The sequence below is a fragment of the Thiosulfativibrio zosterae genome, from assembly GCF_011398155.1.
Classification (GTDB): domain Bacteria; phylum Pseudomonadota; class Gammaproteobacteria; order Thiomicrospirales; family Thiomicrospiraceae; genus Thiosulfativibrio; species Thiosulfativibrio zosterae.
The window spans coordinates 1935741-1947637 of record NZ_AP021888.1 but is presented as its reverse complement, the minus strand read 5'-3'; the positions used below and the strand labels follow the sequence as shown (position 1 = coordinate 1947637).

11 protein-coding genes are annotated in these 11897 nt (G+C 44.6%); 10 read left to right on the top strand and 1 reads right to left on the bottom strand.

What is annotated here, in order from left to right:
* Positions 1-23 precede the first annotated feature (23 nt).
* From aroC to THMIRH_RS08970, 8 genes are all read left to right on the top strand, one after another.
* Positions 24-1118 (top strand): chorismate synthase, encoded by a 1095-nt coding sequence (gene aroC / locus THMIRH_RS09005; protein ID WP_173291775.1) that lies wholly within the window; start codon positions 24-26, stop codon positions 1116-1118.
* A 27-nt stretch (positions 1119-1145) separates the two neighbouring features.
* Complete coding sequence (locus THMIRH_RS09000) at positions 1146-1403, top strand: hypothetical protein (protein WP_173291774.1); 258 nt, start codon at positions 1146-1148, stop codon at positions 1401-1403.
* 57 nt (positions 1404-1460) lie between these two features.
* Positions 1461-2624 carry an MFS transporter gene (locus tag THMIRH_RS08995; protein ID WP_173291773.1) on the top strand — a complete coding sequence of 388 codons (1164 nt, stop codon included), beginning with the start codon at positions 1461-1463 and terminating at the stop codon, positions 2622-2624.
* 79 nt (positions 2625-2703) lie between these two features.
* Positions 2704-3675 carry an SLAC1 anion channel family protein gene (locus THMIRH_RS08990; RefSeq protein WP_173291772.1) on the top strand — a complete coding sequence of 324 codons (972 nt, stop codon included), beginning with the start codon at positions 2704-2706 and terminating at the stop codon, positions 3673-3675.
* 189 nt (positions 3676-3864) lie between these two features.
* Complete coding sequence (locus THMIRH_RS08985) at positions 3865-5136, top strand: O-acetylhomoserine aminocarboxypropyltransferase/cysteine synthase family protein (RefSeq protein ID WP_173291771.1); 1272 nt, start codon at positions 3865-3867, stop codon at positions 5134-5136.
* A 41-nt stretch (positions 5137-5177) separates the two neighbouring features.
* The gene (gene gloA / locus THMIRH_RS08980; RefSeq protein WP_173291770.1) at positions 5178-5573 is read left to right on the top strand and encodes a lactoylglutathione lyase; all 396 of its coding nucleotides are present in this window, start codon (positions 5178-5180) and stop codon (positions 5571-5573) included.
* 180 nt (positions 5574-5753) lie between these two features.
* Complete coding sequence (locus THMIRH_RS08975; protein ID WP_198415222.1) at positions 5754-6293, top strand: cytochrome b; 540 nt, start codon at positions 5754-5756, stop codon at positions 6291-6293.
* Positions 6294-6330: 37 nt separating this feature from the next.
* Positions 6331-6909, top strand: coding sequence for a YceI family protein (locus THMIRH_RS08970; protein WP_173291769.1), 579 nt, complete (start codon positions 6331-6333; stop codon positions 6907-6909).
* A gap of 14 nt (positions 6910-6923) precedes the next feature.
* Here THMIRH_RS08970 and THMIRH_RS08965 read toward each other — a convergent pair whose 3' ends face one another.
* On the bottom strand, positions 6924-7418 hold the full coding sequence (locus THMIRH_RS08965; protein ID WP_173291768.1) for a MarR family winged helix-turn-helix transcriptional regulator: 495 nt from the start codon (positions 7416-7418) through the stop codon (positions 6924-6926).
* 140 nt (positions 7419-7558) lie between these two features.
* On the opposite strand from THMIRH_RS08965, the gene THMIRH_RS08960 reads away from it, so the two are divergent.
* Both THMIRH_RS08960 and THMIRH_RS08955 read left to right on the top strand, forming a co-directional pair.
* Entirely contained in the window at positions 7559-8767 is a 1209-nt protein-coding gene (locus THMIRH_RS08960) for an efflux RND transporter periplasmic adaptor subunit (protein ID WP_173291767.1), read from the top strand.
* Complete coding sequence (locus THMIRH_RS08955; RefSeq protein ID WP_173291766.1) at positions 8764-11895, top strand: efflux RND transporter permease subunit; 3132 nt, start codon at positions 8764-8766, stop codon at positions 11893-11895. The genes THMIRH_RS08960 and THMIRH_RS08955 overlap by 4 nt, the downstream gene beginning before the upstream one ends.
* Positions 11896-11897 lie beyond the last annotated feature (2 nt).

Sequence of the window (11897 nt, the reverse complement as noted above, 5' to 3'; positions counted from 1 at the left end):
TTAAATTTGAAGAGAAGAGCCCAATGTCAGGAAATACCCTAGGTCAAAATTTTAAAGTCACCACCTTTGGCGAAAGCCATGGCATTGCCTTGGGTGCGATTATTGATGGTTGTCCGCCAGGGCTTGCATTGTGTGAGGCAGATATTCAAATTGAACTCGATCGCCGTAAGCCTGGCACCTCAAAACACGCCACTGCACGCCGCGAAGATGATGAGGTGCAAATTTTATCAGGGGTATTTGAGGGTAAAACCACTGGTACACCGATTGGCTTAATTATTCATAACAAAGACCAACGCTCGCAAGACTATTCTAAAGTCGCCGAAACCTTTCGTCCTTCGCACGCCGATTACACCTACACGCAAAAGTATGGTTTTAGAGATTATCGTGGTGGCGGTCGCTCATCAGCCCGCGAAACTGCGATGCGTGTGGCGGCGGGCGCCATTGCCAAAAAATATCTCAAAGAGCGTTTAGGCGTTGAAATAAAAGGATTTTTGTCGCAACTCGGCCCGATTAAGGTTGAAAATGTGACCTGGCCGTTTGACAATGACAATGAATATTTTTGCCCGAGCGTTGAAAAGCAAGCTGAAATTCGCGTTTACATGGATGAATTGCTCAAGCAAAAAGATTCGGTAGGTGCCAAAATTACCATCGTTGCTAAAAATGTGCCGGTGGGATTAGGCGAGCCAGTGTTTGACCGTTTGGATGCCGATTTAGCGCACGCTTTAATGAGCATTAATGCGGTAAAAGGTGTGGAGATTGGTGATGGATTTGCCGTGGCGGGACAGCGTGGCACAGAACACCGTGACCAAATGAGTTCACAAGGTTTTTTAGCCAATCATTCGGGGGGTATTTTGGGTGGTATCTCATCGGGTCAAGACATAGTAGCGCATATTGCGCTCAAGCCAACCTCCAGCATTATGACGCCAGGCAAGTCGATTAATACTTCGGGTGAAGATATTGAAATGGTCACCAAAGGTCGTCACGATCCTTGTGTGGGGATTCGTGCAACGCCGATTGCTGAAGCGCAAGTGGCGATAGTATTGCTTGACCATTTTATGCGTAACCGCGCTCAAAATGGCGATGTTGTGCCACCCTTAATGGACTTGGCAAAACGCTAATTTTTGAGGCGATTTAGGAGGTAAGCTATGAGTGCTTTTCCAATTAATCCAGATGCGGCAGCCACCATGTTGTATGGTCGTATTGGTCCTAATTTAAATGACGGTAAACTCAACAATCCTAATCCGAATGTGGAGATTGCCCAAAACAACATCGCCAAGAGCAATATTGCGCAACAACAGGCGCAAAAAGAGCAGGTTAAGGCGGATTCTAATTACGGCAGTGATGTGGGGCGCAAACCTCAACCTGTCGGCAACTTAGGTAACAATGTCGATACTTACGCTTGATTTGAACATAATTCAAGTACCGCTTTATATCGCTTTCCCCCAACTTTAGAGCTTATTATGCCTCAGCTTGCTTACCAAGCAGTTTACCCCAAACTTTCCAGTTTTTACTTTTTTTACTTCGCTGTTCTAGGCGTAGTGCTGCCTTATTTAAGTCTTTACTTTCAATCCTTAAGTTTTAGCCCCGTACAAATCGGTCAATTATTAGCCGTGCTGATTGGCACTAAGGTGATTGCCCCTAATTTGCTGGGTTGGTTATCGGATAAACAAGCAGCCCCGATTAAATGGGTGCGTTTGGCCACTTTTTTTGCCCTGCTGGCAGGGGCAGGCCTGGTTATTTTTGAGCAGTTTTATGCGCTTTTAATCACGGTTTTTATCTTCAGTTTTTTCTGGCACGCTGCCTTGCCACAATATGAATCCTATGCGTTTACCTTGTTAGGCAAAGCCAATAAACATCGCTATGGGCAAGTGCGCTTATGGGGTTCAGTGGGTTTTATTGTGGCAGTGGTGGTATTAGGCAGTTTGATTGAACACAACTCGGTTGCCGTTTTGCCATGGAGTATTTTGTTATTGCTGCTAGGCGTTTGGCTCACCACGCTTTGGGTTAAAGACCGCCAAACCACGCAAGTGAGCGTAGAAGCCTTGCCATTTATGAATATTGTGCGCCAGCCTTGGGTGTTGAGTTTGCTGGGCGTGAGTTTTTTAATGCAGTTTTCACATGGCACCTATTACAGTTTTTACAGCATTTTTTTGAACGACACCGGTTATTCTAAAACACTGATTGCTTGGTTATGGGCGTTAGGCGTGATTGCAGAAATTGCGATTTTTTATTGGATGGCGCCGTTGCTGCAAAAATTTGCCGCCACTAAATTAATTTTAATCAGCCTGTGGCTAACATTATTGCGCTGGGTTTTGATTCCGCTGTTTCCAGATTCTCTCAGTGTGTTGCTGTTTGCGCAACTGTTACACGCCGCCAGTTTTGGGTTGTTTCATGCAGCGGCCATTTATTTGATCGACGAACATTTTAGCGGTGCGAATCAAGGTAAAGGTCAAGCCATTTTTGCGTCGAGCAGTCACGGTTTGGGTGGCGCTTTGGGGATGTTGTGTGCCGGTTATGCTTGGACTTTTGGTGGTGCAAGCTGGGCTTTTGGATTGAGTGCAGGGTTGGTGGTGCTGGCCATTATGTTGACTTATGCGCAGTTGTGTCGCAAACAGGCACTTTAAATATCATATTTAATTCATAGTCCATTTTTTTGATAAGTGTATAGTCTTTTATTTTTTGAGTTCAACGAGGAATTTCAATATGAGTGAACCATCTTTGGGGCGTTTGGCGTATTTTCCCGCCAGCTTTTTTGGCATGATTATGGGAATCACTGGCACTGCCATTGCCTTTAAAAAGACCGAGTCTTTTTGGGGATTCGGCAGTGTGATGGGGCAGGGCTTGGTGTATTTTGCCACGCTGCTATTTGCCATTTTAGCACTGGCGTATGCCGCCAAAATCGTGCGCTTCCCTAAGGAAGTGGCGGTTGAGTTGAAGCATCCGGTTAAGATGAATTTTGTGCCAGCCATCAGCATCAGTTTACTGCTCTTGAGTATTGCGTTTTATGGTTTAGAGCAAGTTGGGGTGTCGCGAATTTTATGGATAGTGGGCGCTGTGATTCAACTTTCTTTGACCTTGTGGGTACTCTACAACTGGGTGCATCATGACTTTTTTGTGCCCGAACATTCTAATCCGGCTTGGTTTATTCCAATAGTGGGTAATATCGTGGTTCCCATAGCCGGCGTGCATCATGCGCCGCTGGATATCAGTTGGTTTTTCTTTTCGATAGGACTCATTTTTTGGGTCGCGTTGAAAGCGATTTTGCTCAACCGCATTATTTTCCATGCGCCCTTGGCAGAACGCTTAGTGCCCACCTTGTTTATTTTTATTGCACCACCGGCGGTGGGCTTTATTTCTTATGTGGCGTTGAATGGCGGTGAGGTCAATCAGTTTGCCAAGGTGCTGTATATGTTTGCACTGTTTTTAACCCTGTTGATGGCGGTGTCGTTTGGCAAGTTCTGCAAGCTCAACTTTGCTTTGTCTTGGTGGGCTTACACCTTTCCTTTGGCGGCTATGTCGATTGCGTCGTTTTTAATGGCGCAAAAATCGGGCGAAAGTTTTTATCAAGGGATAGGTATGGTCGTGCTCAGTGTGTTGAGTGTGATGGTGTTGTGGTTTGGGTTTAAAACCTTCAAGGCTTTTAAAGCGGGCAAAATTTGCACCAATGACCACTGAGTGGTTGGCCTATTTTCAAAGCCCTTTTAGGGCTTTTCTTAGCCCTAAAAGTTCCCAAATTTAACCAGGCCTGGTTAAATTTAGGCTTGAAAATCGATGTTTTTACCCGTCTAACCGATTGACAGGTTTATCAATTCTGCCTAGTATGTGGGTTCGATTTCAAACAATAAAAAGATCAACGAGGAACTCATGAAATTAGAATCGATTGCATTACACTCTGGCTATACCTCCGAAGCAACCACTAAAGCTGCGGCTGTTCCAATTTATCAAACCACTTCTTATACATTTGACAATACTCAGCATGGCGCAGATTTATTTGATTTGAAAGTAGCGGGCAATATTTATAGCCGCATGATGAACCCCACCAATGCGGTGCTTGAAGCACGCGTTGCCGAAATGGAAGGTGGTATTGCCGCTTTAGCTGTGGCTTCTGGTATGACGGCGATTACCTACGCCATTCAAACCATCGCTCAAGCAGGTGATAATATTTTGAGCACCAGTCAGTTGTATGGCGGCACCTATAATTTATTTGCCCATACCTTCCCGCGCCAAGGGCTTGAAGTACGCATGATTAAAGCGGATGACTTTGATGGCTTTGAAGCGGCGATTGATGCCAAAACCAAAGCGATTTATTGCGAATCAATTGGTAACCCAGCGGGTAATATTGTGGACATTAAACGCCTAGCTGAAATTGCGCATCGTCATGGCATTCCTTTAATGGTTGATAACACGGTGGCTACGCCTTATTTGTGTAAACCGATTGAATTGGGTGCGGATATCGTTATCCACTCCTTAACCAAATATATGGGTGGGCATGGCACAACCATCGGCGGTGTGGTGGTGGATTCTGGTCAGTTTGATTGGAAAGCCAATGCCTTACGCTTTCCGATGCTTAATGAGCCTGATCCGTCTTATCACGGTGTGGTGTTTACCGAATCTTTTGGTGCGGCGGCCTATATTGCACGCTGCAGAGTGATTCCTTTGCGAAATACCGGTGGTGCCTTGTCGGCTCAGAGCGCCTTCTTAATTATGATGGGGCTAGAAACGCTGGGTATCAGAATGGAGCGCCACTGTGAAAATACGTTAAAGGTTGCAGACTATTTACTCAAACATCCTAAGGTCACTTGGGTTAATTATGCGGCTTTGCCAAGTAATCATTATTATGATCTGTGTCAGCGTATCACTGGTGGTAAAGCCTCTGGGATTATCAGTTTTGGTGTGAAAGGTGGGCGCGAAGCCGGTGGGCAATTTATTGATGCGCTTAAAATGATTTTGCGTTTGGTCAATATTGGTGATGCGAAGTCTTTGGCGTGTCATCCTGCCACCACTACGCATCGTCAGCTCAATCCTGAAGAGCTTGCTAAAGCCGGAGTATCTGAAGATTTAGTTCGCTTGTCGATTGGCATTGAACACATTGATGATATTTTGGCAGATATTGAGCAGGCTTTAGAAGCGGTATAAATTATTAACATTAAGCCAATAATTTTAAGAAAGGAAACCCCATGAGATTACTACACACCATGTTGCGTGTTGGCAACTTACAAAAGTCGATTGAATTTTATACTCAAGTTTTGGGTATGAAACTGTTGCGCCAAAAAGACTATCCCGCAGGCGAGTTTACCCTTGCCTTTTTGGGCTATGGCGATGAAGAAAATAATACCGTGCTAGAGTTGACCTATAACTGGGGTGTTGAATCCTATGATTTGGGTAAAGGCTATGGACACATAGCCATTGAAGTGCCCGATGTCTATGAAACGGCGGCGGCCATTAAAGCGGCTGGTGGCAAAATCATTCGTGAGGCTGGGCCTATGAATGCTGGCACAACCATCATCGCCTTTGCCGAAGACCCGGATGGGTATCAGATTGAGTTTATTGGCGAAAATCACATTCGAAAATAGAGTTTGTATGTGATTTAAATTGGGTTTCAAAACTAACCGGCGTAACGCCGGTTTTTTTGTGTCTGGTGTTAATTGTTGCTTTTATGGCAATAATGAATTGATAAATGGGCTATTTGTTTAATATAAGTTCAAAGATAAGATAACAGTCAATTCGTTTAGAGCGGTTTTTAAGGTGATGTGATGGCTATGCTGAATACTCAAGAGTCCTATGGTTGGATGAATCGATGGTTACATTGGTTGAGTGCCCTGTGGATTTTCAGTTTATTTGGTTTAGGTTTGTGGATGGTGACACTGGACTATTATTCGTCTTGGTATCACCAAGCGCCAGAGTTACATAAGTCAATGGGTTTTTTATTGATGCTGGTTTTGCTGTTTAGATGGATTTGGGTGCTAGCGAATCCAAAACCTCAGCTCATCAATGTTCAACAGCCTTGGCTAAAACGGGCGATTCGTGCCATTCATAGGGTTTTTTATGTGGGATTTTTGAGTCTAGGGATATCAGGTTATTTAATTTCAACCGCAGAAGGCCATGACTTGATGGTATTTGATTGGCTGAGTATTCCCAGTGTCGTGGCTTTTGAAAACCAAGCTGATTGGGCGGGGGCGTTTCATCAGTGGATGAGTTATGGATTAATGGCGTTGGTTGCAATACACCTTTTAGGCGCACTAAAGCATCATTTTTGGGATAAGGATCAAACTTTAAAGCCTATGTTGAGTTAATGACAGTTAATAATAAATCAATGATTAGGAGAAAATTATGAAAACAAATACAAGAGTCTTGGCAATGGTTTTGGGAATGGGGATGGCGTCCATGGCTCAAGCAGCACCGGTCAACTATGACATAGATACTGGCGGGATGCATGCCTCCATTAATTTTAAAATTCAGCATTTGGGGTATAGCTGGTTAACGGGGCGCTTTGAAAAATTCAGCGGCCAATATGTTTACGATGCAGAAGATATTAAGCAAAGCCAAATTCAAGTCAAAATTGATACAAACAGTGTGAACTCGAATCATGCTGAGCGTGATAAGCATTTGCGCAGTGCGGATTTTCTAAATGTTAAAAAATATCCAGAAGCCATGTTTGAAAGTACCAGCATCAGTGGCTCTAATGAAAACATGACGGTCAAAGGACAGTTTACCTTGAATGGTGTGACCAAGCCGCTGGTGATTAAAGCGCATAAAGTTGGCGAAGGTAAAGACCCTTGGGGCGGTTATCGCAGTGGATTTGAGGGGGCTACCGAACTGAAATTGGCAGATTTTAATATCACCAAAGATTTAGGGCCAGCATCGGCAACTGTGCTATTAGAGTTGCATATTGAAGGGATTAAAAAATAATCCATTTGAATGATTTAGATAGGATTAAGCTGTCTAGCCAGCTTCTCAAGTGCATTGCCGAGAAGTGCAATTTCATCTTCAGATAACACTGGAGCAATTTTGGTGTTATGAAGTTGGTGCAGTTCTTCAAAAATGGCTAGACAGGTAGATTCGCCCAAGGCTGTTAAGGTGACCCAAATAATGCGTTTGTCATTGGCATCTGCTTGACGGCTAATGAGTTGTGCAATTTCTAAGGATTTCAATACTTTGGTAATGCCACCAGAGGACACGCAGAGGTTCTTAACAATATCACTGGGTTTCATCTGCTGTTGCTCGTTTTGGCGCATTCTATGGAGTGTTGCTAAAACATCAAATTCTAAGGTGGTAAAACGATGCCGATGCACAATTTGTTCGGACTGTTGCAGTATAATTTTTTGCGACAAAAACAAATTTAACAGCAGTTTTTGCATCGCTCCATCAGCATCATCTTTTGGCTCCAGTAGTTTTGGCGATTCGTCATTATTTGTCATTTAGAATTCCCGTTAATTCATTTGAAGAATTATATAAAAAACCTTTCTAGAAAGATAGTTTTTGGTTAGAATACGGTTAATTATCTTTCCAGAAAGTCATTTCTGATTTGCAGCCAAACCCTATTACAAGGAAGCCTTGCATGTTTTACGCTCCGAACTCTCTATTAAAAAATAAAATCAAAGTTTTGGCACTGTTAACTTTTGCTGCCTTTTTAGCGACGGGTCAAGGGGTTGCGTTAGCCGCTGATGCTTCGCAAAAAGAAGCGGCTGCCAAACCCGCTATGCCCCAAAAGCCAGCGCCTAAAGTCTCTGCCATTCAGGTTGCACCGCAAAACATTCCAGAGTTAGCTGAAGCCATGGGGCGCGTGGTTGCCAAGGATTTGGCAGAAATTAGACCGCAGGTGACAGGCATCGTGTTGTCCAAAAACTTTGTCGAAGGTGCGCGCGTTGAAAAAGATCAAGTGTTGTATCAAATAGATGATGAAAGTTATCGCGCCGCTTATGAAAGTGCTTTGGCCTCGGTGAGCGCGGCTAAGTCGACTTTAGAAAATGCCAAATTAACCGTTAAGCGTAACCAGCGCATTGTCAAAATTAATGCCATCAGTGAACAAGATGTTGATAACTCAATTGCGGCACAAAATACCGCCGAAGCGCAGGTGTTGGTGGCGCAAGCAGCTTTAAAAAATGCCGAAATTAATTTAGAACGCACCCAAATCCGTTCTCCCATTAGCGGGGTCATAGGGCGCTCTTTTGTGATGCCTGGGGCTTTGGTCACGGCAAATCAGGCAGGTGCTTTGGCTTTGGTGCAAGATTTAAATCAAGTTTATGTGGATTTTTCTGTGCCATCATCGGTTGCTTTAAAATTGCAATCAACCTTTCAAACGACTCAGCAATGGGCGCCAGTTAACTTAAAATCCAAAACATCTGATGCCAAAGTTGCAGGGCAAATTATTTTGATTGAGCAGGCGGTCAATGCGGCAAAAGACACCGTTGTGGTTAGAGTCGCTTTTGATAATGCCAGTGCACAACTCCTGCCCGGCTTGTTTGTGCGTGGTGAGTTTCAATTAGGGGAGAGAGAGCAGGTGATATTGCTGCCGCCTCAAGCTTTAAGTCGCGATAATGTGGGTCAGGCAAAAGTCATGCTTGTGGGGGCAGATGATAAAGCCATGCCACAACCGGTCACAGAAGCCGGTTTGTTTGAGGGGCAGTGGGTGATTACCCAAGGTCTAAAAGAGGGTGATTTGGTCATTACCAAAGGATTACAAACCTTGCGTCCTGGTACGGTGGTTCAAGTTGAAATAGAGTCTGCTGCGGCCGTTGCCAAGCCTAAAAACGAGGTGGGTGCATGAATGCTTTGCCTGATTTAAATCGCGCAACTTTTGCCAACTTTTTTGCCCATCGCCCAGTATTTGCTTGGGCTTTGGCCATTTTAGTGATGTTGGGCGGCAGTATTTCTTTAATGAATTTACCAATTGCTCAGTACCCCAGTATTGCACCACCGTCTATTTCGATTGTGGCAACCTATCCTGGGGCATCAGCCAAAACCATTGAAGAAACGGTGACGCAAGTCATTGAAAATAAAATGAAAGGGTTGGATGGCCTGTTGTATATGCGCTCGGCCAGCGAATCAACGGGCACGGCAACCATTACCCTCACCTTTGATAACAAAACCAATATCGACACCGCGCAAATGCAGGTGCAAAACAAGTTACAGTTGGCCACAGCGTCTTTGCCCAGCGAAGTCCAGCGTCAAGGGCTTCAAGTGAATAAAGCCGTGCGTAATTTCTTGTCGGTGATTGGTTTTATTTCTAAAGATGGCAGTCAAACTGCAATTGATTTGGGTGATTACATTAACACCTATATTGCCGATGCCATGAGCCGGGTTGAAGGCGTTGGTGAAGTGACTTTATTTTCATCGCAATACGCGATGCGGGTTTGGTTAAACCAGGATAAATTAAATCAGTATTCATTGACTTCAATTGATGTGGTTAATGCATTGCAAGCCAATAATGCGGTCGTAACGGCTGGGCAGTTGGGCGATGTTCCCTCTGTGGCAGGGCAACCCATTAATGCGACCATCCATTTGCAAGGCAGGCTTAAAACGGCTGAAGATTTTGGCAATATTTTGATTAAAAGTGATGAGCAAGGCTCGGTGATCAGAATTAAAGATGTTGCACGAGTTGAGTTGGGTGCAGAAGGTTATGGCCGCATCGCTCGCTACAAAGGGGTTCCGGTTGCTGGTTTGGCAGTTAAACTGGCCAGTGGCGCCAATGCTTTAGACACTCAAGAAAATGTCATCAAAAAACTGGAAGAACTCAAAGTCTTTTTCCCGAAAGGCATGGATTATGTGGTGGCTTATGACACCACGCCTTTCGTGAAAATGTCGATTCAATCGGTCATTCAAACTTTGCTAGAAGCCATCGTTTTAGTATTTTTGGTGATGTATTTGTTCTTAGGGAATTTTAGAGCCACGCTGATTCCAACCATTGCAGTGCCAGTCGTTTTGCTGGGAACATTTGGCGTTTTGGCATTATTTGGATACTCCATTAATACTCTAACCATGTTCGCAATGGTGTTGGCCATAGGGTTATTAGTGGATGATGCCATAGTCGTGGTGGAAAATGTTGAGCGGATTATGCATGAAGAGGGTGTATCTGCTAAAGAAGCCACGCAGCGTTCAATGAATCAAATCTCTGGCGCGTTGATTGGGATTGGATTGGTATTGAGTGCGGTCTTTTTACCCATGGCCTTTTTCCCGGGTTCAGCGGGGGTAATTTATCAGCAATTTTCCGTGACCATCGTTTCGGCGATGGTGTTGTCGGTTTTAACGGCATTTATCTTAACACCTGCCTTGTGTGCGACTATTTTAAAACCTGTTGATAAAGAAGCCGAAAATAAAGGGTTTTACGGTTGGTTTAACCGCGGGTTTATGGCAACCACGCGAGGTTATGCGTCTGGTGTGAGAGCGGTTATTCGCTGGCGTTATGGGTTTGTGATTTTGTATTTAGCCGTGATTGCTGGCGTGACTTTTTTGTATTTGAAAACCCCTTCAGGTTTTCTGCCCAATGAAGACCAGGGCATGATGATGAGCCAAGTGATGATGCCAGCGGGGGCAACTCAAGAGCAAACTTTGGCAGTGGTGAAAAAATTAGAAGCGCATTTCTTGGAGAAAGAAGCCAATAATATTGATGGCTTGTTCACCATCTTAGGTTTCAACTTCTCTGGAACAGGTCAAAATACAGCGATGGCATTTATTAAATTGAAGGATTGGAGTGAACGCCCTCTACCATCTCAGTCAGTGAATGCCATTAGCGGGCGAGCGATGCAAGCCTTCAGTCAAATCAACGAAGCCATGGTGTTTGCTTTTGCCCCGCCAGCGGTGATGGAGTTGGGGAATGCGGCTGGTTTTGATATGTTCTTAAAAGACAATGTCGGGATGGGGCGTGAAGCCTTAATAAATGCCCGCAATCAATTATTGGGAATGGCCAGCCAAACACCGGGTTTGATTGGCGTTCGCCCAAATGGTCAAGAACCAGCGCCTACATTAAAGTTAGAGGTTGATCGTGATAAAGCTGCCGCTTTAGGCTTGTCTTTGGCGGAGGTCAATAAATCCCTGTCGATTGCTTGGGGAAGTGCTTATGTGGATGACTTTATTTATCAGGGTAAGGTTAAGCGCGTTTTTGTACAAGCAGATGCCGATTCTCGTATGACACCAGAAGATTTAAAAAGTTGGTATGTGCGTAATAATCAAGGTGATTTAGTGCCCGTGTCGTCGTTTGCAACCTTGTCTTGGACGCAAGAGTCGCCTAAGTTAGAGCGTTACAATGGCGAGGCTGCGATGGAAGTGATGGGGATGTCTTTGCCCTTTATCAGTTCGGGTCAAGCACTGAGTTTGATGGAGGGCTTGGTGGCTAAATTGCCAGCGGGCGTTTCTTTAGATTGGACAGGTTTGTCTTATGAAGAGAAAAAATCTGGCCAACAGGCGATGCTGCTCTATATCTTGTCGGTATTGGTTATTTTCCTAGTGTTAGCGGCTTTGTACGAAAGCTGGGGCTTACCCATTTCGGTTATGCTGGTATTGCCTTTGGGTGTACTGGGGGTTTTATTAGCTGCCATGCTGACCGGTAAGCCGAGCGACATTTACTTTCAGGTGGGGATGTTAACCATCTTAGGTTTAGCCACTAAAAATGCCATTTTGATTGTGGAGTTTGCCAAAGAGCAAGTCGAGCAGGGCGTAGAGTTGGTGGAAGCGACCGTGAATGCGGCCAGAATGCGTTTGCGTCCAATCATCATGACCTCGCTAGCCTTTGGGTTTGGTGTGTTGCCTTTGGCACTGAGCACGGGCGCCGGTTCTGGGGCGCATAATGCCATCGGGAATGGCGTTATTGGCGGTATGTTGTCGGCGACTTTGTTAGGCATATTTTTTATCCCAATGTTTTTTGTATTGGTTCAACAGTTTTTAAAGAAGCGAGTTTAGTT